The sequence below is a fragment of the Catenulispora sp. GAS73 genome (assembly GCF_041262085.1).
Taxonomy (GTDB): domain Bacteria; phylum Actinomycetota; class Actinomycetes; order Streptomycetales; family Catenulisporaceae; genus Catenulispora.
The window spans coordinates 41936-63819 of sequence record NZ_JBGCCM010000035.1 but is presented as its reverse complement, the minus strand read 5'-3'; the positions used below and the strand labels follow the sequence as shown (position 1 = coordinate 63819).

Annotated in this window: 19 protein-coding genes and 1 pseudogene; 8 read left to right on the top strand and 12 right to left on the bottom strand. The window is 70.9% G+C overall.

The features are described from left to right. Positions 1–5: 5 nt before the first annotated feature. Entirely contained in the window at positions 6–707 is a 702-nt protein-coding gene (locus ABH935_RS39270) for a DUF5819 family protein (RefSeq protein ID WP_370383057.1), read from the top strand. 113 nt (positions 708–820) lie between these two features. Beyond that, positions 821–1786 (top strand): annotated as a pseudogene (locus ABH935_RS39265) (HTTM domain-containing protein); the annotation flags it as partial. 85 nt (positions 1787–1871) lie between these two features. Here the strand turns inward: ABH935_RS39265 and ABH935_RS39260 are convergent. Next, positions 1872–2513: a hypothetical protein gene (locus ABH935_RS39260; RefSeq protein ID WP_370383056.1), complete on the bottom strand. Its 642-nt coding sequence runs from the start codon at positions 2511–2513 to the stop codon at positions 1872–1874. Between the two features lie 38 nt (positions 2514–2551). Here ABH935_RS39260 and ABH935_RS39255 point away from each other — a divergent pair, with 38 nt between their 5' ends. Then, positions 2552–3244 carry an IclR family transcriptional regulator gene (locus ABH935_RS39255; protein WP_370383055.1) on the top strand — a complete coding sequence of 231 codons (693 nt, stop codon included), beginning with the start codon at positions 2552–2554 and terminating at the stop codon, positions 3242–3244. Between the two features lie 640 nt (positions 3245–3884). On the opposite strand, the gene ABH935_RS39250 is transcribed toward ABH935_RS39255, so the two are convergent. Together ABH935_RS39250 and ABH935_RS39245 are read right to left on the bottom strand one after the other, a co-directional pair. Then, positions 3885–4361 (bottom strand): nitroreductase family deazaflavin-dependent oxidoreductase, encoded by a 477-nt coding sequence (locus ABH935_RS39250; RefSeq protein ID WP_370383054.1) that lies wholly within the window; start codon positions 4359–4361, stop codon positions 3885–3887. Between the two features lie 102 nt (positions 4362–4463). Further along, positions 4464–5219, bottom strand: coding sequence for a helix-turn-helix transcriptional regulator (locus ABH935_RS39245; protein WP_370383053.1), 756 nt, complete (start codon positions 5217–5219; stop codon positions 4464–4466). Positions 5220–5274: 55 nt separating this feature from the next. Between ABH935_RS39245 and ABH935_RS39240 the strand changes: the two genes are divergently transcribed. Beyond that, on the top strand, positions 5275–6459 hold the full coding sequence (locus ABH935_RS39240) for an MFS transporter (protein ID WP_370383052.1): 1185 nt from the start codon (positions 5275–5277) through the stop codon (positions 6457–6459). Here the strand turns inward: ABH935_RS39240 and ABH935_RS39235 are convergent. The 6 genes from ABH935_RS39235 to ABH935_RS39210 form a co-directional block, all read right to left on the bottom strand. Continuing rightward, positions 6456–8255: a DEAD/DEAH box helicase gene (locus tag ABH935_RS39235; RefSeq protein ID WP_370383051.1), complete on the bottom strand. Its 1800-nt coding sequence runs from the start codon at positions 8253–8255 to the stop codon at positions 6456–6458. The genes ABH935_RS39240 and ABH935_RS39235 overlap by 4 nt on opposite strands. 85 nt (positions 8256–8340) lie before the next feature. Further along, entirely contained in the window at positions 8341–10620 is a 2280-nt protein-coding gene (locus ABH935_RS39230; protein ID WP_370383050.1) for a xanthine dehydrogenase family protein molybdopterin-binding subunit, read from the bottom strand. Beyond that, positions 10617–11135 carry a (2Fe-2S)-binding protein gene (locus tag ABH935_RS39225; RefSeq protein ID WP_370383049.1) on the bottom strand — a complete coding sequence of 173 codons (519 nt, stop codon included), beginning with the start codon at positions 11133–11135 and terminating at the stop codon, positions 10617–10619. Before ABH935_RS39225 ends, ABH935_RS39230 begins: the two co-directional genes overlap by 4 nt. 88 nt (positions 11136–11223) lie before the next feature. Then, positions 11224–12651, bottom strand: coding sequence for a xanthine dehydrogenase family protein subunit M (locus tag ABH935_RS39220; protein WP_370383048.1), 1428 nt, complete (start codon positions 12649–12651; stop codon positions 11224–11226). Between the two features lie 5 nt (positions 12652–12656). Continuing rightward, complete coding sequence (locus tag ABH935_RS39215) at positions 12657–12956, bottom strand: DUF3039 domain-containing protein (protein ID WP_370348999.1); 300 nt, start codon at positions 12954–12956, stop codon at positions 12657–12659. 86 nt (positions 12957–13042) lie between these two features. Then, positions 13043–14674, bottom strand: a complete 1632-nt coding sequence (locus tag ABH935_RS39210) for an RICIN domain-containing protein (protein WP_370383047.1) — start codon at positions 14672–14674, stop codon at positions 13043–13045. Between the two features lie 173 nt (positions 14675–14847). Here ABH935_RS39210 and ABH935_RS39205 point away from each other — a divergent pair, with 173 nt between their 5' ends. Further along, positions 14848–15645 carry a hypothetical protein gene (locus tag ABH935_RS39205; protein ID WP_370383046.1) on the top strand — a complete coding sequence of 266 codons (798 nt, stop codon included), beginning with the start codon at positions 14848–14850 and terminating at the stop codon, positions 15643–15645. A gap of 108 nt (positions 15646–15753) precedes the next feature. On the opposite strand, the gene ABH935_RS39200 is transcribed toward ABH935_RS39205, so the two are convergent. Beyond that, a complete protein-coding gene (locus tag ABH935_RS39200) occupies positions 15754–16371 on the bottom strand; it encodes a YqgE/AlgH family protein (RefSeq protein WP_194905001.1) in 618 nt (205 codons plus the stop codon). A 315-nt stretch (positions 16372–16686) separates the two neighbouring features. Here ABH935_RS39200 and murA point away from each other — a divergent pair, with 315 nt between their 5' ends. Next, positions 16687–18039, top strand: coding sequence for a UDP-N-acetylglucosamine 1-carboxyvinyltransferase (gene murA, locus ABH935_RS39195; protein ID WP_370383045.1), 1353 nt, complete (start codon positions 16687–16689; stop codon positions 18037–18039). Positions 18040–18155: 116 nt separating this feature from the next. Then, entirely contained in the window at positions 18156–18623 is a 468-nt protein-coding gene (locus ABH935_RS39190; protein WP_370383044.1) for a DIP1984 family protein, read from the top strand. A gap of 721 nt (positions 18624–19344) precedes the next feature. Here the strand turns inward: ABH935_RS39190 and ABH935_RS39185 are convergent. Together ABH935_RS39185 and ABH935_RS39180 are read right to left on the bottom strand one after the other, a co-directional pair. Continuing rightward, complete coding sequence (locus ABH935_RS39185; RefSeq protein ID WP_370383043.1) at positions 19345–19836, bottom strand: nitroreductase/quinone reductase family protein; 492 nt, start codon at positions 19834–19836, stop codon at positions 19345–19347. A gap of 40 nt (positions 19837–19876) precedes the next feature. Continuing rightward, positions 19877–21304 (bottom strand): NAD-dependent malic enzyme, encoded by a 1428-nt coding sequence (locus ABH935_RS39180; protein ID WP_370383042.1) that lies wholly within the window; start codon positions 21302–21304, stop codon positions 19877–19879. Positions 21305–21617: 313 nt separating this feature from the next. On the opposite strand from ABH935_RS39180, the gene ABH935_RS39175 reads away from it, so the two are divergent. Further along, positions 21618–21821: a cold-shock protein gene (locus ABH935_RS39175; protein ID WP_370383041.1), complete on the top strand. Its 204-nt coding sequence runs from the start codon at positions 21618–21620 to the stop codon at positions 21819–21821. Positions 21822–21884: the final 63 nt, after the last annotated feature.

Genomic DNA, 21884 nt, shown 5'->3' with positions numbered 1-21884 from the left:
GCTGCGTGTCCGAGCCGATCGAGGAACCCGCCGCGTCCGCCCCCGACCCTCCTCGACAGGCTCCCCGGCCGTGGTGGTCCCGGGCGGTCCTGGGCGTCGCCGTCCTCGGCATCTCGTTCCTGGCGCTGTACCACCTGACGATCACGTTCCTGACCAACTCGCCGACGAACACGGTCAGCACCAGGCTCGCGACCCCCATCGCCAAATGGGTCTACCCGTGGTTCGAGCAGAACTGGCGGCTGTTCGCGCCGAACCCGATGTCCCAGAACTTCACCGTCGAGGCCAGGGTCTCCACCGACTGCTACAGCAGCGTCACACCCTGGTACAACCTGTCGCAGATGGACTACGACACCATTCTGCACAACCCCTTCCCCGGTCACTTGGAGCAGAACGAGCTGCGCCGGGCGTGGACCGACGCCTACCTCACGACGCACGACTCCTCCGACGTCGGCACCTCCGGGCGCGCCGAGATGACGCGGCAGTACCTGGTGAACATCGCGATGCAGCGGATCCAGCCGCGCAGCGCCAAGGACGGCGTGCCGCCGGGCAAGATCATGAACATCGAGTTCCGGGTCACCACCACCGACATCGCGCCGGCCGACGCGCCGAACCAGGTGCAGCAGCCGGCGGTGCACATCATCCCGTGGCGGCAGGTCTCCCCCGACGCTGTCTCCTACGGCTGCCCGAACGGGAGCGTGGCTCCGTGACCTCGGACATCGACGACACTGCCGACAGCGTCGACAGCGTCGAAGCCGCAGAAGCCGCCGCCGCGCTCGCGGTGGCCGCCGAGCAGTGCCCGCCATTCCGCCGGGAGCCTCTGATGTGGGCCGTCCACAAGGCCGGCACGACGCTGACCTACCTGACGACGCACGCGGTCGCGCTCTACGGCACGGCGGTCCTGCGGATGGGCTACGGCTCGCTTTACCTGATCTTCCTGCTCCACGAGTACCCGAACCGCCAATCGCTGTGGGGCCCGAACGCGCCCTGGACCTCGTCGTTGAACCAGCAGTTCGCCAACGACCCCGGCCTGGATTGGTTCGCCGTCGACCGCTGGTGGTACACGTTCCTCGGCCACGGCGGCAACGCCTGGTTCGAGTTCTGGTACCACGTGGCGATCCTGGTCTGCGTGTTGTTCGTGCTGGGCTGGCGCACGCGTGTGACGTCGATCTGCTTCGCGCTCACTCTCATGGCGTTCACCGGCCGCAACGTGTTCCTCACCGACGGCGGCGACAACATCATGAGCCTGATGGCCATCTACCTGGCCTTCAGCCGATGCGGCGCGCGCTGGTCGCTGGACGCGCGGCGCAAGCGCCGGCAGGCCGCGAAGCGGGAAGCGGCCGGCATCGCCGAGTTCGCCTGGCCGAAAACCCGGGGCTGGCAGGCGGTCGCCGAGCTGGACCGGACGCGCGAGGAGATCGTCACCTTCCTGCACAACGCCGCAGTGCTGGTGATAGCGGCGCAGATCTGCGTGGTCTACGCCGCGGCCGGGCTGTACAAGTCGCAGGGCTCGGACTGGCAGAACGGGACCGCGCTGTACTACACGCTGCATCTGGACTGGTTCCGGCCCTGGCCGGGATTGTCGAACTTCATGGCGGGGCAGAGCGTCACGATCGCGATCGTGGCGTACTTGACGGTGTTCGTGCAGATCGCCTTCCCGTTCGCCGTGTTCAGCAAGTGGCTGAAGTACCCGTGCCTGGTGATGCTGGTCGGGATGCACTTCTCGATCGCGGTGGTGATGGGGCTGCCGTTGTTCTCGGCGGCGATGATGGTCGGCGACGCGGTGTTCTTGCCCACCGGGCTGTGGCTTTGGGTGGGGCGGAGGGTGCGCGAGCGGGTGGGGCGGGTGCCTAGGCCGGGTCGGTATTTGATTTTCAAGCGGTATCTGATTTCAAAGCGGTATCCGACATCGAAGCGGCTAGGTCCTGCGCCAGCCACTCCGCAAAGTCCGGAAGCGTCCGTACTCCCCCATCAAGCACAGCCTCATAAATCAGAGTCCCGTTGACCTGACGGCCGTACTCGGGGCGCGGCGTCCACTCCTCCTTGATGCGCAGGATGGCTTCGCGCGTCTCGTCGGTGAGGCGGGGCAGGAGCGTGCGCAGGTGGCCCAGGTCCGGCTGGCGCTCGGGCTGGTCGACGAACCAGAGGTCGAGACTCCAGTCGCGCGGCCGCGGGGAGCGGTACTGGATCTGGAGGAACAGGCCGTCGGGGTAGTTGTCGGGCTCGGTGTTCCAGCTGCCGGTGTCGTCGCGGAAGGTCACCTGGCGCACGCGCTCGTGCCGGGCCAGCCGGGTCGCCAGGTGCGCGACGGCGTCGAAGGCCGGCAGGTCGAGGCGGGCGCAGGCGGTGGTCATGTCGATGTCCGGCTTCACCATGACGCCGAGGGCGGAGCTGCCGGTACGGATCGGGTCGCCGATGGCCTCCAGCCCGGCGATGAGGTCCAGGTCGTCGAGGACGGCGTCCGCCTCGTTCTGGAGAAGCCGCTGCCTGCGGAACAGATCGTCGTCGATGCCCATTCGTCGAGTATGGTCCACGCACAATCTAAGCTGCGCGTATGACCCGCACCGATCCCACGCCGGAACCGGAGACCAGCCAGACTCTGGACCGGGGGATCCGCGTGCTCACGGCACTGGCCGACGCCACCTCCGGCCTGACGGTCGCCCAACTGGCCGAACGCGTCGGGGCCCCGCGCACCGCCGGCTACCGCCTCGTCGCGACGCTGGAGGCGCACGGTCTGGCGAGGCGGGATGCGGACGGGCGGGTGCACCTCGGCGTCGGGGTGCTGCGGCTGGCGGCGCGGGTCCACCCGCTGCTGCGCGAGGCCGCGACGCCGCCGCTGCGGCGGCTGGCCGAGGCGGTGGGCGCGACGGCGCACTTGACGGTCGCGGAGGGGCCGGATGGGCTGGCGATCGCGGTGGTGGAGCCGACTTGGACGGACTATCACATGGCGTATCGGGTGGGGTCGCGGCACCGGTTGGGGCAGGGGGCGGCGGGGAAGGCGATCTTGCTGGGACGGTCGGGGGTGGGGCGGGGTGGGGGAGGCGGTGGTATTCAGGACGCTGCGACGCTGTACACGGTGAGCGAGGGCGAGCTTCAGGCTGGGGCGCACGGGATCGCGGCGCCGATTCGGGCGGTGCCGGGGTTGGAGGCGAGTGTTGGGGTGGTGTCTTTCGCGCCGCTGGATGTGGGGGCTGTTGCGCCTCGGGTGATTCAGGCTGCGGGGGAGATTTCGGCGGCGTTGATGTGAGGTGGGGGGTTGCTGTATCTGCGGTTGTTGCCGGTGTTGGGTAGCTGATTCGGCGCGCTGCTCAGGTTGCGGTTCGCTTGTGGTTTACAGGCGTTTTTTGACGGCTTCGCCAATGGTTTGATGGCCTCGCAAGGGGACGCAGTTCGGTTGTGCCCCGCATGTTGCGCTGGCGGCCGCCGGTTTTCGTGTCCACAACCACGCACCGGTCCGAGTCACTGCGCACGCGTTGCGTAGGCGGCAATCGTTGGGCGTGGTGGGGCCTCCGGCGGGCGCTCTACAGCGAGGGGGCGACCCGCGCGTCCGGCTGTCCGGCGGCGGCCCGCGACTGGTCGGCTTTCTATCCGCTGTTGCCTGCGTTGCGTTGGTCGGTGGCGGTGTTGCTTGTGGTCACCAGGGTTCTGTGCCCCTCGCCACGTCGTCGCCTTACGGAACCAGCCCGGTTTGGTGGCGTCAAGCCGCATCGCTGCTGCTGTGGTCCAGCTCCGTCCGGCTGGACACCACCAAACCGGCCAGGTTGGCTTCGCCCGCCGACGCGGCGAGGGACCCAGAACCAACACCCCGCATGGTCCTTCGGACCCCCTCACCACGGGGCCGGTCGCGCTGGCCCGTCACCAACCGCAGGCAGCAAGGCGAGTTCCACTCACCGCGGCGTCAGCTCGAACACCCGCAGCTCCCGGCCGCTCCGCTCGGTGTACACGTCGAAGTTCGGCCAGGTCGTCGTCAGCACCGGCCAGATCGCCGTGCGCTCCTCGCCCTCCAGCAGGCGGGCCGTGACTGGGATCTTCTTGCCCTTGACCGTCAGCGTCGCCTCGGGGTTGGCCATCAGGTTCAGCGTCCACACCGGGTGGTGTTCCTGGCCCCAGTTCGAGCCGGTGAGGTAGTACTTGCCCTCGTGCCCTACGTAGAGCAGCGGTACGGAGCGTTCCTTGCCGGTCTTGCGGCCCACCGTCGTGAGCAGCAGGCCGGTCAGGCCCGAGGGGCTCATGGCGCCGACGCGGCCGCGTGTCACCTTGTACAGCACGCGGTCCACGCGCGGGATCGTGTGTTTGCCTACTGCCACGAACCAGGGTTGGCGGGCGAGCGTCTGCGCTGTGCGCTTCAGTCCCTTGGGCGTCATGGCGCGGAGTATGTCATCTGATGAGCCATCAGAGAAGGCTGGGCCGGGTGGTTGCGGGGCGGCGTGGTGGCGTTTTCTGGCGACCTCATCACGACCATCGATCTACCCCGTCGGGGGATTCGCACTCGCCCGGTACCGGCCCGGTGTCGTCCCCAGGGCCTTCCGGAAGGTCTCGATGAACGCGCTTGGCGTCGCGAAGCCGCATGCGGTCGCGACCGTCGTCACCGCCTCGCCGGTCGCCAGCAGTGCCATCGCGTGCTGGAGCCGCAGTTGCGTGCGCCACTGTGGGAAGGTCATGCCGGTTTCGGCGCGGAACAGGCGGCTGAGGGTGCGCTCGGCGGCGCCGGCTTCGCGGCCGAGGGCGGCCAGGGTGCGGGCGTCCGCGGGGTTGTCGGCGAGGGCGCGGGCGATCGTTGTGAGGCGGTCGTCGTGCGGCCAGAGTAGGCGCAGCGGGAGTTCGTCGACGGTGCGCAGGCGGTCCAGCGCCACCTGTTCGAGGTTGCGGCGCTGGCGCGGGCCCGGGTCCTCGGTGGTGAGGGCGGCGATCAGCTCGCGGAGCAGCGGATCCACGGCCAGGACCGTTGGGCTGTCCAGGTGGAGCGGGTTGGTGGCGGCTGGGAAGATCAGGGTTCGCATCTCGGTGGGGCCGTGCGCGCGGTGCGCGTGTGGGACGCGGGCCGGGATCCAGGCTGCGCGGTGCGGGGGCACCATCCACACCCCGGCCGAGGTGGCGACCTCCAGCATCCCGCTGAGCGGGTAGACCAGCTGGTTCACGTCGTGGTCGTGGCGCTCCACCTGCTCGCCGGGCAGCAGGGGGTGGCGGGTGGGGCCGGTGAGGATCAGGCGGTTTTCCGACATTGATCGGCAGGATATCGGAAGCCGGACAAGGTCGCGCCGGGCGATTGTGGGGGCTATGAGCCTGACCGCACCAAGAACACCGGCAGCGCCGGACGCCGATTCGGCGAGCGCGCGCGGAGTCCGCAACCGCATGGCCGTCTGGGGCCTGGCGCACGCCGTCGACGACATGTACCAGGGCCTCGTCCCCGCCAGCGTCCCCTACTTCGTCCTGGAGCGGCACTACAGCTACCTCGCCGCCTCCGGCCTCACACTCGCCGCGACGCTTGGCAGCGCGCTCCCGCAGCCGGCGATCGGGCTGGTCGTGGACCGGTGGCGGCTGCCGCGGATGGCCGCGGTCGGCGTCGCGGTCGCCGGGACCGGCGTGGGGCTGTCGGGTCTGGCGGGCCCCTACGCGCTGGTCTGGCTCTGCATCCTGATATCAGGGCTCGGAGTGGCGATGTTCCACCCCGCGGCCGGCCGCTCGGCCCGCGAGGCCGCTGGGGACAGTGCCAGCGCGATGAGCGTCTTCGCGGCCGGCGGCAGCGTCGGCTTCTTCCTGGCGCCGGTGCTGGCGACGCCCGCGCTGGACGCGTGGGGCGTCGGTGCGACAGCGCTGTTCGTCCCGCCGGCCTGGCTCATCGCCTTGGTGCTGCTCAAGAAGCGCAGCGGCGCCCGGCACGCGCACGCCACGACGACCGGCGGCCGGGACCGCTGGGGCCCCTTCGCCGCGCTGACCGGCGTCGAGGTGGTCCGCTCGGCGGCGTTCTTCGGCATCAACACCTTCATCGAGCTGTACTGGCTCAAGCACCTGCACGCCTCCCGCACCCTCGCCGGCGCGGCCCTCGCCTCCTTCCTGGTCGGCGGCGTCGTGGGCACGCTGCTCGGCGGACGCATCGCCGACCGCTTCGGGATGGTGCGCACGGTGCAACTCGGCACCGCGCTGACGGTGCCGATGCTGCTCGCGCTGCGCGTGTGCCCCGGCAGCATCGCGCCGCTGGCCTTCGCGGTCCTGACCGGGCTCGCGCTGAACATCCCGTTCGCCGTACTGGTGAAACTCGGCCAGGACTACCTGCCGGGACGGCCGGGAACCGCGGCCGGCGTCACGCTCGGGCTCGGGGTCAGCGCCGGCGGGCTGCTGGCACCGGTGTTCGGCCTGATCGCCGAGCACAGCGGGCCGCAGGGGGTGCTGACGGTGCTGTGCGCCGTGCCGATCGCGGGACTCGTCCTCGGCTTGCTGCTGAGGGAACCAGCCGGCGCCTAATACCCGCCCTCAGCAGCCCACCGCCGCACCATGTCGATCCGCTTCTGCAACTGCGTAGCAGTAGCCTGCGCCACCGCCGGGCCGCCGCACGTTCGCCGCAGCTCGCCGTGGATCGTGCCGTGTGGCTTGCCGGTCTTGTGGTGCCAGGCGCCGACCAGCCCCTGCAGCTCCTTGCGAAGCTCCAGCAGCTGCTTGCGCGTCATCACCGGACGTTCCTCGGCCCCGACGATCGCTTCGGCCTGCGAGCGCAGCAGCGCCTTCTTGCGTGCGCTGCTGAGGTGCATCTGCTGCCGCTTGGCCAGCAGAACCTTGATGTGCTCGGGATCCAGCAGGCCCGGCAGCCCCAGGTACTCCGCCTCTTCGCGCGAGCCGGGGTCGGCTGGGAGCCCGAACTCCGCGCCGTCGTACAGGACCCGGTCAAACTCGGCTTCGGAGTTCAGCGCTTGGAAGGTGAAGAGCTCCTCTTCGTAGCCCTGCTCCTTCTCGGTGCGGTTGGCCTCCGCGAGCAGCGCCTCCTCCTCGCCCCACACGTCCTCGGTCGTGGTGGCCTGGGTCGGCTTGTCCAGTGCGTGGTCCCGCTGCTTCTCCATCTCGTTCGCGAACTCAAGCAGCATCGGGATCGAGGGCACGAACACCGATGCCGTCTCGCCGTGCCGGCGGGCCCGCACGAAGCGGCCGACGGCCTGTGCGAAGAACAGCGGCGTGGAGATGCCGGTGGCGTACACGCCGACCGCCAGGCGCGGGACGTCCACGCCCTCGGACACCATGCGGACCGCGACCATCCAGCGGTCGTCGTTCTCTGAGAACTCGGTGATGTTCTTCGACGAGTCGGGGTCGTCCGAGACCACGACGGTCGGCCGCTGCCCGGTGATGTCCTTGAGGATGTCCGCGTAGGCCCGCGCCGCGCCCTGGTCGGTGGCGATGACCAGGCCGCCGGCGTCCGGGATCGCGCGGCGCACCTCGCGCAGCCGGCGGTCGGCCGCGCGCAGCACCTGCGGCATCCAGTCGCCGGCCGGGTCCAGCGCGGTGCGCCAGGCCTGCTTGACGGCGTCGTTCGTCATCGGCTCGTTGAGCTGCATGGCGATCTCGTCGCCGGCCTTGGTGCGCCAGCGCATGCGACCGGCGTAGGACATGAACACCACCGGCCGCACGACGCCGTCGGTGAGCGCCTCGCCGTAGCCGTACGAGTAGTCCGCGATGCTGCGGCGGATGCCCTCGTTGTCCGGGGCGTAGGTGACGAACGGGATCGGGTTCGTGTCCGAGCGGAAGGGTGTACCCGTCAAGGCCAGGCGCCGGGTCGCGGGCTCGAAGGCCTCGTACGCCGCCTCGCCCCACGACTTCGAGTCGCCGGCGTGGTGGATCTCGTCCAGGATCACCAGGGTCCTGCGACCCTCGACGCGGTTCCGGTGCAGCATCGGGTGCGCGGCCACGCCGGCGTAGGTCACCGCGATGCCCTGGTAGTCCCGCGAGGTGCCGCCGGTCACGCCGCTGTAGTTGGGGTCGATCTTTATCCCGACCCGGTGCGCCGCCTCAGCCCACTGCGTCTTCAGGTGCTCGGTCGGCGCCACGATCGTGATGGTGTTCACCACGTGCCGGTCCAGCAGCTCCGTGGCGATGCGCAGCGCGAACGTGGTCTTGCCGGCGCCGGGGGTCGCGACCGCCAGGAAGTCCCGCGGCTCGCGCGCCATGTACTGGTCCAGCGCCGCCTGCTGCCAGGCCCGCAGCCGCCCCGCGGTGCCGCGCGCGGCCCGGTCGGGGTAGGACGGCGATAGATGGGAGGCCGCCGAGATACTCACGGTTCCTCCTCGTGTTCCACCCGCTTGTTGTGCCTTCTCACGCCTTCGAACGCGCGGTCCGTGAGGACCGACCCCCGAGATTACCTCACCCGAGAACCCACCACGCCCGATCGGGTCGCAACGGCAGTCGAAGCGGTGACCCGGCCTGCGGATCCCCGACGGCGTCCCGGATCGCGGCCAGCACCGCGGCCGGGGTCGCCATCACCGACAGGTCGCCGACCGGTTTCATGCCGCCCAGCGGCGGCGCGGCGACCGGCAGGCCGTCCGGGCCGATCTCTTCCTTCGCTTCCTCCGCGGTCTCCAGGAGGGCGGCGACCACGACCTCCGGGGCGTCCATCGTCGAGGGTTCGCCCCAGCCGAACGGGAGGTCCGAGCCCTCGGACAGCACGAAGCCGGCGCCGGCCACGGCTCCGGAGGCGACCCGGTGCACGGCCCGGTCCATGACCGCGACCCGGCCCGCGTCCTGCGCGATCGCCACCTGGATCACATTCACCAAGCCGAGTTCGGTGTCCACGTCCACCACCGCGCGCACCGCGCCGACCGCGACGCTGGCGGCGTCCGAGGTGCCTGTCAGGGCTGGCATGGTCACCATGCGGAACTCGCCGTCGCCGCGCACCACGCGGCCGGACTGGAGGCACTGCCGGTAGGCGTCGTCGAGGGGGAGGTGGAAGACGTCGTCGTGCGAGACCAGGTAGCCGTCGATGACCTTCAGCAGCCCGCCGTCGATGCCGATCTGCTCGGCCAGCGACCGGAAGAGTTTGGCACGGGCCTGCTTCGCCGCCGCCTCGACCGCGCTGCCGTGCACCCATGCCGGATGCGTGACCGCCGACGACGACGGCAGCGTACCGGGGTCCTCAGGCGCCCGGACCGCGACCCGCTCCGGCGAGATGCCCAGGGTGCGCTCGACCGTGACCCGGATCAGGTCGTGCAGACCCGAGCCGGTCTCCACGGCCGAGCAGGCCACGGTCGCGGCCGGGCCGTCCGGGGTCATCGAGACCAGCACGACGGCGGTCGCGTACTCCCCCAGCTGCGTCGGGTTCGACAGGTCGGCCATGCCGAGCGCGACGCCGACCCCGCGCCGGATCCGGGTCAGCTCCCCGGTCCGCCCGACGGTTCCCGGGTATTCGCGGATGTCCGGTCCCGGCGGGAAGTTCGGCATCGGGGTGTCGAGGATCTCGTGCAGGCAGTCCGGGATCGGCACCGGGGCCGCGGCCGGTTTACCCAGCGGGTCGCTCGCGTCCGGAACCAGGTCGCCGGGACGCAGCAGATTGCGAAGCCGGACCTCCAGGCCGCCCAGCCCGACCGCCGAACCCGCGGCGTCCATCTGCGCCTCGTACGCGGCGCACGTCAAGGCCCCGCCGCCGCCGCGCACCCGGCCGGTCGGCGGGTTGTTCGTGCGGACCACGCGGCCGGTGACCCGGACGTTCGGCACCCGGTAGGGCCCGACCGCCAGTCGGCAGGCCTCCTCCAGGATGTCGATCGTGGTGGAGGCGTAGGCGCCGCCGTCGAGCAGGATGTCGGCCTCGACCGCGACCAGGATCCCGTCGTCGCCGACCACGTGCCGGTAGCGCAACTGCGCCGCCGGGCGTCCCGGATGCGCCGGGGCGTCGCGCGGGACGACCGCCTTCACCGGCCGGCCGGTGGCCATCGCCAACAGCGCCGCCTGCACCTGCAGGCCCACATCCTCGCGGTGGGTGTCGGCGCCGCCGACCCGGGTCGGGATGACGTGCACCTTCTCCACCGGCAGGCCCAGGCACTGCGCGACCACCTCGCGGTCGCCGCGCGGGGAGACGGTCGCGACGTAGATCTCGATCCCGCGCTCGCCGTTGGGCACCGCGATCACCACGGCCGGAGCCGCGGGCCGGGAGGCGACGCCGTCGAAGACGTACTCGCCCTCGACGATCTTCCGCCCGGCGGACTCGGCGCTCGCCGGATCGGCCAGCGTCGCCGGATCGGTGCCGAAGGCCAGAGTGGTGGTGTGCAGGACGTTGCCGTCCGGGTGGATCGGCGGCGCCGTCGAGGACTGATCCGGGTCGTGCAGGGGCCGCAGCGGGTCCCAGATCACGCGCACCCGCTCGGCGGCGGCGCGCGCCAGCGCCGGATGCTCGGCGGCCACTACGGCCACCGGCTCGCCGATGTACCGGGCCACGTCGGCGGCCAGCACCGGTTGGTCGATGGAGCGCGGGCCGTGGAAGTTGTAGCCGGGCAGGTCGGCGGCGGAGAGCACGGCGTGCACGCCGGCGATGGCGCGCGCCGGCCGCATGTCCAGGCCGCGGATCGCGGCGCTGGCGTGCGGGGAGCGGGTGACGCCCATCCACAGCATGCCCTCGGCCCGCAGGTCGGCGGGGAACTTGGGCTCGGTCACGAGGCTGCGTCCTCCGGCTCGGCGGCGGCGTCCGCGATCCCGGCTTCCTTGGCCCGGGCGACCGCCTCGATCCAGCGACCGGATTCGGCGCAGCGGCAGACCAGTCCGGCCAGCGCCTCCCGGACCGCCGCGGGGCCGGGATCGGCCATGCGGCGCAACAGATCGGTGATGGCGACGGTGAGCGCGGGGGCGCAGAACCCGCAGGGGCTGGCGCCAGAGGCCGCGACCGCCTCGCGGGCGGCCTCGAAGGCGGCGTCCTGGGGTGTGCGCACGTCCCGGTCCGCCGCGGCGACCGCGGGCACCAGGCAGGCCGCCGCCAGGCGGCCGTCGAGCGTGACCAGACAGGACCCGCATTCGCCGACCCCGCAGCCGTCGCGCGGCTCGTCGAGGTCAAGGCGCTCGCGCAACACCGCCAGCAGCGAGTCGCCGATCCACACCTGCGGCACCGGATATTCGTGCCCGTCGACGCGCAGCGTCAGGCCCACGGCCGGCCATTCCACCGCCGACTCGCTCACCTGTGGCTCACTGGTCCATCCCCTTCGCCCGGCGGTGCCGGCGGACGCCGGCGGCCCAACACGTCCCACTGTCCTACTGAACTACCGGCTACCGGTCCTGGTTCCGCGCCTGCTCAGCACGCTCGACCCGCTGCTTGGCGCGTTGGAAGTCGGCCCGCTTCTGCAATTCGCGGACCTGGTCCAGCCAGCCCAGCGGCGGCAGCGCGCGCAGCAGCGCCCGGCGGGCGCAGATCTCCACGGCCTTCCGACGATACGGGTCGCCGCCCCCGCCGAGCGTGCCGCCCCCGTCGCCGTAGACGAGCGAGTCGGCGACCAGGCGCCCGAAGGTCTCGTAGACGGTCGGGTCGGCGATCGCGCCGGCCTCCCAGTCCACCTGCTCGGCCAGCCAGCGGTCGGCGTGGTCGGCGCGCAGCAGGGTCGGCAGCCCGCCGCGGCCGGTGCCGGAGGGCAGCGCGGCCAACGCCATCGCGCCGACGACGCAGGTCGCGCTGCGCCGTGCCGGATCCACGGCCAGCATGATCGACAGGATCGACCGCGAGATGCCGCCGCGGACCCCGATCTTCATGAAGCCCTGCATGCCCTCGACGACCGGCACCCGCGCGCCGACGACGAGTTCGCCGGGGGTGAGCTGCGGGACGCCGTCGCGGTCGTAGAAGTCGGACACGGAGACCGTGCGCACGCCGTCGGCGGAGGCCACCAGCACGGACGCGCCGAGCGCGGCGAGCACCACCGGCAGGTCCGCCGAGGCCGGGCCGACCACCAGGTTGCCGCCGAGGGTGGCGGCGGCGCGGACGTGCGGCGCGCCGATCGTCCGCGCGGCCTGGTTCAGCGCCGGGACCTGCTGGCGCAGATCGCGCTGCTGCATCTCGGCCAGCGTCAGACCGGCGTGCAGCAGCACCTCGCCGGGCCCGGTCGACCAGCCGCGCAGTTCGGCGCAGCGGTGCAGGGTGAGGACCGCGCCGGGGTGGCGGCGGCCCTCGGTGATCTCCGGCATGGCGACGGTGCCGCCGGCGATGATCACGGCGTCCGGGTACTCGGCCAGGACCTGCACGGCTTCGACCACGCTCTGCGGGCCGAACAGGGAGCGCGGGGCCGCTACCGGGGAGCCGGCCAGGCCGGGGCCGACAGCGGGCAGCGGCTGATCGGCTCCCGGGTCCGGCACCGGACCGTCTGCGGGCACTCCCGCAGCGGCTGAGACGCCCGCGCCAGCTGAACCTGCCCCGGCCGAAGCGACCGAAGGGCCCGAAGCAGCCGAAGCACCTGAAGTACCCGAACCGTCGAACCAGCTCGCCTCCGACGCCTTGGCCGCGCCGCCTATCTCGCCGTCATCCTCGTCAGTCTCGTACGCGCCCAGCTCGAAGCCGGGCCGCTCGCCCTCGCCGCCGAAGACCAGCGCACCCTCCGGGCTCCCGGCGGCACGCACCGGCAGCGCATGACCGCCGGCCGGCACCGCACCGCCCGCATCGCCCCCGAATCCCCCGTCGCCGGACGGCCCGAAACCGTCCGGCCTCAGCATCCCGGTCAGCTCGTCCCGCCGTCCCCGTCGCCGTCACCGCCGCCGGGCTCCAGGCCCTCGAAGATCTCCTTGCACTCCGGGCACACGGGGAACCGGCTCGGGTCCCGCGAGGGCACCCATACCTTCCCGCACAGCGCCACCAGCGGCGTCCCGAAGACGGACGCCTCCATGATCTTGTCCCGCTCGGCGTAGTGCGCGAAGCGCTCCTCATCACCGGGCTCGTAGCGGTAGTCGGACTCGACGCGTTCCTCGACGATCGTCGAGCCGCCGGTGTCCGTGTCCGGTTCGAAAGTCGGCGTGCTCATGCTCTTGAGTCTATGCCGCGCCGCCCCCCGGCGAGCAGCGTTGCGGCGCGACGCGGCACTGGATCGTTACCTGCAGGTCACGGGGGCTAGCCGTGCAGGTAAACGATCCCCAGTTCGTTGAGCTGCCAGAGCTGGTCCGCGGCGCCCGAATACGGCTGGAGCTCGACCACCGGATTCCCGGAGCCGTCGGTCGAGCCGCCGACCGTGGCGACCAGGTTCTGGTTCTGCGCCGACGACACGGCGTAGTAGCCGCCGCCCTCCGGCTTGAAGAACCAGTGCTGGTTCGCGTTGCCGTTGCAGCCCCACTGCTCCAGCTTCACCCCGGCCGCGGCCTGCCCGCCGGTGGCGTCCAGGCACATGTTCCGGTTGCCGCTGAAGTCGACCTCGTAGGAGCCGTCGGACTTGATCTCGGTGACGAAGGACTGGTTCAGCCCGCCGGTGGCCGCGTAGGTGATCAACGGCCGGCCGTTGGTCGAGTCGCCGTCGGAGCCGCCGCCGGAGAAGTCCCAGACGTTCCCGCTCACCTTGCTGGTCAGCTGGAACCACCCGCCGTCGTCGACCTGGTCCATCCAGGGCCGGCCGGGATTCAGCGGCCGGATCGTGGTGCCGTCCTGCTGGTCCAGCGTGCAGTACGACTCAGCGTTCGCCGACGCGTAGAACTCGCCGAGGCACGCGCCCTCGCCCCGGTAGCCGGCGACCCGCAGGTGGTAGGACTGCCGAATCTCGTCCATGCAGATCAGGCCGCCGAACAGGACCTTCTGGTCGCAGCCGTTGCGGGTCATCTCCGAGGTGTCGATGACGTCGCCGTTGGTGTACTCGTACGGCGAGGACGTGAACTCCGCGCAGACCTCGTGGCCGTAGCTGACGCGCCGCTGGTCCAGGTACCGCACGCCGGGCACCTGCTCGGCGGCGTGCCGCAGCGCGTCGGAGAACAGCGGCACCACCAGGTTGTGGCCCCAGGCCAGGTCCTCGGTGGCGGCCGGGCAGCCGTTGGAGACCTTGCTGACGTAATTGTCGACGCCCGAGCGCAGGTCCGGGGTGATCGGCGTGAAGTAGGACTGGAAGACGAGCTGGTAGTCCGAGTCCGCGTAGCCGGCGTTACGCATGGTCTGTCGGACGTCCTCGATCGCCGCGATCACCTTCGGCTGCACGGCCGCGGCCCGCCGCTGGATCTCGGCGGTGCCGATGGTGTCCCGGCAGCCCTGCGACTGCGGGATCGGGAAGTACTGGTTGAGGCAGGACTCCATGATCCCGGTGAAGTCGAAGTCGTCGTTCGCGCCGATGGTCAGCACGACCATCTTCACGCTGTTCGTCTTCGCGATGGCCGTCAGCTGGGTGTCCTGCTTCGGCTCGCCGTAGTCGCCGCCGCCGCTGCCGGTGACCGCGGAGTACTGCGGGAGCGAGGCGACGTCCCCGGTCTGCGCGCCGGAGCAGGCGACGTCGAAGGGGGTGAGGCCGGACAGCCCGGTGTCGAAGATCTCGGACTTGGTGCTGCGGTGGCAGTAGTCGCTGGGGCCGTCGGTGCCGGCGACGTAGTCGTCGCCGGTGTCGGTCCCGGCGCCTTCGCCGGAGATAGCGCTGTCGCCCATCGCGACGACGGCCGCAGGGCCCGCGTGGGTGGTGGCTTGCGCCGTCCCGCTCCAGGCGGACACCAGCGCGCCGGCGAGCGCGGTGGCCGCGAACAGGGCGATGAGAGGTCTGCGCCGTGTTCTGTTCACAGGTACTCCTAGCAGGTGAGGGGGTGCTACGGAGGTGGAACATGACGATTCCTCAAATATGACTTACCTGCGGGTAGCTAACAAGGGGCATCGACCGCGCGCCGCGCGCCGCCCGAGGATGGGGGCTACCAACCGGTCACAATGGTGCGAACCGTTATGAATGGACTGATGCTGTGACCGAGAACCCGAATACCCAGCCGGACCCGAACACCGGCCAGCCCCCTGGTGGTTCGGCCGACCGGCCCACGGCGCCGGCGCCGGCTGGGTCCGGGGCTGCCAAGCCCGCCGAGACCGCCGGCGCCGCGAAGCCTGCCGAGTCCGTCGAGGCCGCGATGAGCCAGGCGACGGCGCGCGCCGCCGACCAGCCCGACCAGCCCGGCCGACCTAGCCAGCCCGGCGAGGCCACCGCCCAGCCCGGCGCCGAAGCTCCGGCGACGCAGGACCCGGCGACCGGCGCCTTCGCCGAGGACACCTGGGTCTCCCCCACCGACGGAGAACCCGAGTTCGCCGAACCCGCCGACCCGAACGCGCCGAACACCGGCATCGCGGCGACCTTCCTGCCCGGCATCGACGCCGCCTCGGTCCTGGCGCTGCTCGTCGCGGCCCTGGCCGCCGGCGCCTACCTGCTGGTCAACCCGCTGGTCCAGGCCCACGACGCGGCCCGCACCTGGTCGGACTTCAAGAACAACGTCCCGCGCACCAAGCAGGACCCGTTCGGCGTGCAGCGCGACTGGGTCTCCTACCAGTCGTGGGCGCACATCATCCTGGGCCTGCTCGCGGTGCTGCTGGCGCTGCTGGTCCTGGGCCTGTGGACGCGGAAGAACAAGCTGCGGTCGCGCTCGTTCGCGCAGGCGGCGCTGGTGCTGGGGCTGGCGGTCGTGCTGTACGGCATCCTGCTCAAGACCGGCGCGGTCGGCTCGGAGATCCCGAGCATGAAGGACATCAGCTCGGGGCTGAGCTCCACGCAATAGCGCTCGCGGCGCGATTCACAGCCAGTCGTCAGCCCGGCGCCGCGTCCCGTGCGCGGCTCCGGGCCGTCCGGAGCCGTATCAGACATTTGACACCGCCGGCCGATACCGCTAGTTCAGATCAGGGTCCTCGGTCCAGTTCGCGACCATCGCGATGGTCCCGCCCTGGCGGCGCAGCACCCGGCGCCACAGGTCCTCCGGCTCGGTGGTGAACACGTCGGCCAGCTCCGGCTCGACCACGTACCAGGCCCGCTGCGCCAGCTCGCCGGCCAGCTGCCCCGGGCCCCAGCCGGCGTACCCGGCGAAGATCCGCAGCGCGGTCAGGTCCGGGGCCAGCACCTCGGGGGGCGCGTCCAGGTCCACCAGGCCCAGGCGGCCGGAGAACTGGCGCCAGCCCAGCGGCTCCTCGCCCGGCACCGCCGCCTCCGGACGCACGCAGGCGATGCCCAGCGCCGAGTCCAGCGCGACCGGGCCGCCCAGGAACACCGTCGGGGGCTCGGCCGCCAGCGGCGCCCAGGTCTCCAGCACGTCCTCGACGTCCAGGCTCCCGGGCCGGTTGAGGACGACGCCCAGGGTGCCGTCGTCGTCGTGGTCGACGACCAGCACCACCGTGCGGTCGAAGTTGGGGTCGACCAGGACCGTGGTGGCGACCAGCAGTTTGCCGGTCAGCCGTTCCAGCGGCACTCTGCCGCCGTCCTGCTCCCCCGCGTCGCGCCCTGCGTCCGTCATGGCACACATGATCCCGCACCCGGACCCCCGCTGGCGCCTTTTGCCCCAAGGCCCGCGCGTCCGCGACCGCCTCTTGACGCTCTGTTGACCTTCCGCCACCCGGCGGGACGGCGATCGGCGACCCTCAGCGTTCGAATCAGTACGTCCTGTTGCCCACACAGGGCTTCCGGGCGAGGACGGCGCTCGCACCAACTGCGATCTTCGCGAGCTTCGACCGCATGCGCCCCGTGTTCGAGTACCCTGGACCAGCCGCCGACCCGTCCCGCTCTGCGTTGCCCCACGCGAGCGGTCCGATGCACACACCTGTGGAGAACCATGGCCCCGAGCACCGCCTCCGACGTCCTGACAGTGCACGGCGGTGCCGCCCTGTCCGGTGAGGTCCAGGTCCGTGGCGCGAAAAACCTGGTCCCCAAAGCGATGGTGGCCGCGCTGCTCGGACACGGTAAATCGGTGCTGCACAACGTGCCGTCGATCTCGGACGTGCGGATCGTCACGGGCCTGCTGGAGGCGCACGGCGTCTCGGTGACCCGCGGCGCCAGCCCCGACACGCTGATCCTGGACCCGGCCTCGGTCGAGCGCGCCAGCGACGCCGCGGTCGAGGCGCACGCCGGCACCAGCCGGATCCCGGTGCTGCTGTGCGGGCCGCTGCTGCACCGCCTGGGCCGCGCCTTCATCCCGGACCTGGGCGGCTGCAAGATCGGTGACCGGCCGATCGACTTCCACCTGGACGCGCTGCGGGCCTTCGGCGCCGTGGTCGAGAAGCGCCCCGAGGGACTGCTGATCTCGGCGCCCGAGCGGCTGCGCGGCACGCACATCCGGCTGCCGTACCCCAGCGTCGGCGCCACCGAGCAGGTGCTGCTGACCGCGGTGCTGGCCGAGGGCGTGACAGAACTCTCCAACGCGGCCACCGAGCCGGAGATCGTGGACCTGATCGCGGTGCTGCAGAAGATGGGCGCCATGATCTCGGTCCACAACGATCGCGTGATCCGCATCATCGGCGTGGACCAGCTCGACGGCTTCACGCACCGCGCCATCCCGGACCGCTTGGAGACGGCGTCGTGGGCCTGCGCGGCCCTGGCCACCGGCGGCGACATCCGCGTGGTCGGCGCCACCCAGGGCGAGATGATGACGTTCCTGAACGTCTTCCGCCGCATAGGGGGAGACTTCGAGGTCGACGACACCCCCGGCGAGCCCTCGATCCGCTTCTGGCACTCCGGCGGCCAGATGCGCGCCCTGGCGCTGGAGACGGACGTCCACCCGGGCCTGTCCACCGACTGGCAGCAGCCGCTGGTGGTGGCGCTGACGCAGGCCCAGGGCCTGTCGATCATCCACGAGACGGTCTACGAGCAGCGGCTGGGCTTCACCGAGGCGCTGAACCGCATGGGCGCCCAGATCCAGCTGTACCGGGAATGCCTCGGCGGCAGCAAGTGCCGCTTCGGCCAGCGCAACTTCATGCACTCCGCGGTCATTTCCGGCCCCACGAAACTGCACGGCGCCGAGCTGACCATCCCCGACCTGCGCGCCGGCTTCAGCTACCTGATCGCCGCGCTGGCCGCCCAGGGCACGTCCACGGTGCACGGCATCAGCCTGATCCACCGCGGCTACGAGGACTTCGAGGCGAAGCTCTCGGCGCTGGGCGCGGACGTGGAGATGGGGATTCCGGCCTGATCGGGATTCCTCCGAATTCCAGGCACGGGACGGAATTCCGGGTGCACAACCACTTACCACCCCCGATACTGATGCAGCCGAAGAACGTATCGGCGCCGAACTCGGGGGTGACCGGAATGAAAGTGGCTGAAGCACTGGCGCTGCGCGCCGACGCGGCACGCCGCGCCGAGCAGCTGAAGGCCCGCATCGTGGCCAACGCGCGCTACCAGGAGGGCGAGGAGCCGTCCGAAGACGCCGCGGCCCTGCTGGCCGAGGCGGGCACCGTCCTGGACCGCCTCGAAGACCTGATCCGCCGCATCAACCGCACCAACGCGGCGGCGACGATCGGCCCCGACGGCACCCTCAGCGACGCCCTGGCCCGCCGCGACACCCTGCGCATGCGCCACTCGGTGGTCACCGCCGCAGCCGACGCCGCCGCCGGCAAGAACGCGGGCTACCAACGCCAACTGCGCTCAGAACTGAAGATGCTGTCAGCCCTCCCGGTCGCAACCCTGCGGGCCCAGAGCGACGCCCTGAGCCGCGAACTCCGCGAACTCGACGTCCGCATCCAACGCGCCAACTGGGAGGTCGACCTTCAGGACTGACCCCGCCGCAAGGCGAGGTCCACCGTGTGAAGCAGGTAACCGCCGCGGAAGCGTGCACGACCCCGACGAGCCGACGGGGAAATCTCGGCTCTCCATGGTGCACGAAGGGCAGTGCCGGGGTTCGACTCCCCACCACACAACGCAGCCCAGCACACCGCACAGGTAACAGCGCACAGCGCACACCTCACCACCACGTGCAGATCCGCGACGGCGAGGGCGGGCAAGGGGCACTTCACACGGACCGTGCGGCGGTCGCGAATTGGGTCGCGACCGCCGCGCTTCGTCGTTTGCGGGGGTGCCGAGCCAGGGCTGCGGCCGGATCGCCCACGCCGCAAGCACTTGGCTCGGCCGATTCGCAGTCCTCGGCCGGCGGGTCGGCGGCGGTGGCGCTCGGGCTTGGGCTTGGGCTTGGCAGGCTGGCTGGTTGCTTGGCGGTCTGGCGGCTCGGTTGCCGGACAGCCTGGTTGGTCGCTTCGCGGTCTGGCTGGTTGCCAGGCGGCCTTGCTGCCTGCTTGGCGGCCTTGCTGCCTGCTTGGCGGCCTTGCTGCCTGCTTGGCGGCCTTGCTGCCTGCTTGGCGGCCTTGCTGCCTGCTTGGCGGCCTTGCTGCTTGCTTGGCGGCCTTGCTGCTTGCTTGGCTGGCTGGCTGCTTGCTTGGCTGGCTGGCTACTTGGCGGGTCGGTTACCAGGCGGCCTGGCTGCTTGGTTTCTCGGCGGTGCGGTTCACCCAACCTGCGGCGTCAACAGAATCGCCCGAGCCCCCAGCCGCACAGCCTCGCGCACCGCCTCCGGATCCGGCGTGCCCTCGGCGTCGAAGCCGATGTTGTGGAACTTCGCGAAGGCGTGGTTGTCCCGGCACATCAGCGTGTACAGGTCCGCCACCCGGTCGGCGTCCTCGACCACCTCGACGTCGGCCGAGCGGAGCTTGCCCTTGTACCTGACCTGGATCGGGTCGCCGGTGCGCAGGTTGCGGCTCCAGGCGAACTGCGTGCCGACCAGTACTTTCCCGTCGTGCTCCATGTAGGCGATCGGGATGGCGTACCGCTTGCCGCTCCGGCGGCCGAAGACGTACAGCAGGATCAGCTTGCGGCCGACCCCCTTGGCCACGCCCGGGGTGCTCAAGGCCGCGCGTGTGATGGCGTTCACCAGGCCCTGCATCGGCAGCTTCTGAGCCCGTCCCGCCGCACGTCCCGCCGGTTTCGTCCCAGTACCCATGGTGCGGACGCTACTCCTGCATCCGCACCGCGACCACGCGTTACTCCGCCTGCTCGCCCTTCACCGCCGCCACGACGGCCTCGGCCACCGTCTTGGCCAGGTCCTTGTGGAACACGCTCGGCACGATGTAGCTCGGGTTCAGGTCGCTGTCCCCCACCGTCGACGCGATCGCCCGCGCCGCCGCCACCAGCACCTCCGGGGTGACGTTGTTCGACTGCGCGTCGATCAGTCCGCGGAACACGCCCGGGAACGCCAGCACGTTGTTGATCTGGTTCGGGTAGTCGCTGCGGCCGGTCGCGACCACGGCCGCGTGCGCCAGCGCGTCGTCCGGGTCCACCTCGGGCTCCGGGTTGGCCAGCGCGAAGACGATCGCGCCGGGCGCCATCGTGGCGATGTCGTCGCCGGTCAGGATGCGCGGGGCGCTGACGCCGATGAAGACGTCCGCGCCGGCCAGTGCCTCCTTCAGGGTGCCGCTGAGGTTGCCGGGGTTGGTGTGCTCGGCGACCCAGCGCAGGTCCTCGCCGCCGTCGCCGCCGTCCCCGGCGCCGCCGTTGACGTCGTCGCGGCCGACGTGCACCACGCCGTGGTAGTCGGCGACCGTGATGTCGGTGGCGCCGGCGGCGATCAGCAGCTTCAGGATCGCGGTGCCCGCGGCGCCCGCGCCGGAGCCGACGATGCGCACGTCCTGCAGCTTCTTGCCGACCACCTTCAGCGCGTTGGTCAGCGCCGCCAGCACCACGATCGCGGTCCCGTGCTGGTCGTCGTGGAAGACCGGGATGTCCAGCTCCTGCCGCAGCCGGCGCTCGATCTCGAAGCACCGCGGCGCGCTGATGTCCTCCAGGTTGATCCCGGCGAAGCCCGGCGCGATCGCCTTGACCACCATGATGATCTCCTCGGTGTCCTGCGTGTCCAGGCACAGCGGCCACGCGTCCACCCCGGCGAACTGCTTGAACAGCGCCGCCTTGCCCTCCATCACCGGCAGCGCCGCGATCGGGCCGATGTTCCCCAGCCCCAGCACCGCCGAGCCGTCGGTGACCACGGCGACCGTGTTGCGCTTGATCGTCAGGCGCCGGGCGTCCCCCGGGTTCTCGGCCAGCGCCAGCGACACCCGCGCGACGCCCGGCGTGTAGGCCATGGACAGCTCGTCGCGGTTGCGCAGCGCGACCTTGGAGCTCATCTCGATCTTGCCGCCGAGGTGCATCAGGAACGTCCGGTCGGACACCTTGCCGACCTCGACCCCCTCGATCTTGGTCAGCTCGTCGGTGATCGCCTTGGAGTGCTCCTCGCTGCTGGCCGCGATCGTGACGTCGACGCGCAGGCGGTCCCGGCTCGACCCGGAGACGTCCAGACCGGTCACCACACCGCCGGCGTCCTCCACCGCCCTGGTGATCCCGCTCACCGCGTTGCCGTAGGAGGGAGCCTCCAGACGGACGGTGATCGAATAGGACACGCTGGGTGAGGCGGACACGGGCGGTTCTCCTTTGGACTGCCGACTTTCTTCGTGTCAAGGGTAGACGCATCAGCACCGAGCCCGGGGTGTAGATCGGTCAGCACGCAGCGCGCATTATGAGCAGAACCGGCCTGCGACGTGATCGAGTCGTGGCTGCATCGTGATCTGAGCGATGATCCACACTCTCGCCGAGGCCGGAATGATCGCGTACACTCGCAGCCAAGGTCGTAGTTCGCGGTGTTAAAAGGCCCAGCGGATCGCATTCCGCCGGGCCCTTCTCGTCTAAGACCACAGACCGACAATGGTTCTTCAAGCAGGAAATGAGAGCAGGATGGCTCAGGGGACAGTCAAGTGGTTCAACTCCGAGAAGGGCTACGGCTTCATCTCGCAGGATGAGGGCGGCCCGGACGTGTTCGTGCACTTCTCCGCCATCCAGTCGAGCGGCTACCGCTCGCTGGAGGAGAACCAGCGCGTCGAGTTCGAGGTTACCCAGGGCCCGAAGGGCGCTCAGGCGGAGGACGTCCGTCCGCTCTGAGGGATCCTCTTCGGCAATAACGCGAGCCGCATTCGGAACACCGCTTCCGAATGCGGCTTTTTG

Excerpts from the sequence above, each read along its gene's own strand:
- ABH935_RS39260 (WP_370383056.1), bottom strand. The coding sequence starts at position 2,513 with ATGGGCATCGACGACGATCTGTTCCGCAGGCAGCGGCTTCTCCAGAAC.
- ABH935_RS39255 (WP_370383055.1), top strand. The coding sequence starts at position 2,552 with ATGACCCGCACCGATCCCACGCCGGAACCGGAGACCAGCCAGACTCTG.
- ABH935_RS39250 (WP_370383054.1), bottom strand. The coding sequence starts at position 4,361 with ATGACGCCCAAGGGACTGAAGCGCACAGCGCAGACGCTCGCCCGCCAA.
- ABH935_RS39245 (WP_370383053.1), bottom strand. The coding sequence starts at position 5,219 with ATGTCGGAAAACCGCCTGATCCTCACCGGCCCCACCCGCCACCCCCTG.
- ABH935_RS39240 (WP_370383052.1), top strand. The coding sequence starts at position 5,275 with ATGAGCCTGACCGCACCAAGAACACCGGCAGCGCCGGACGCCGATTCG.
- ABH935_RS39220 (WP_370383048.1), bottom strand. The coding sequence starts at position 12,651 with ATGCTGAGGCCGGACGGTTTCGGGCCGTCCGGCGACGGGGGATTCGGG.
- ABH935_RS39215 (WP_370348999.1), bottom strand. The coding sequence starts at position 12,956 with ATGAGCACGCCGACTTTCGAACCGGACACGGACACCGGCGGCTCGACG.
- ABH935_RS39200 (WP_194905001.1), bottom strand. The coding sequence starts at position 16,371 with ATGACGGACGCAGGGCGCGACGCGGGGGAGCAGGACGGCGGCAGAGTG.
- murA (WP_370383045.1), top strand. The coding sequence starts at position 16,687 with ATGGCCCCGAGCACCGCCTCCGACGTCCTGACAGTGCACGGCGGTGCC.
- ABH935_RS39190 (WP_370383044.1), top strand. The coding sequence starts at position 18,156 with ATGAAAGTGGCTGAAGCACTGGCGCTGCGCGCCGACGCGGCACGCCGC.
- ABH935_RS39185 (WP_370383043.1), bottom strand. The coding sequence starts at position 19,836 with ATGGGTACTGGGACGAAACCGGCGGGACGTGCGGCGGGACGGGCTCAG.
- ABH935_RS39175 (WP_370383041.1), top strand. The coding sequence starts at position 21,618 with ATGGCTCAGGGGACAGTCAAGTGGTTCAACTCCGAGAAGGGCTACGGC.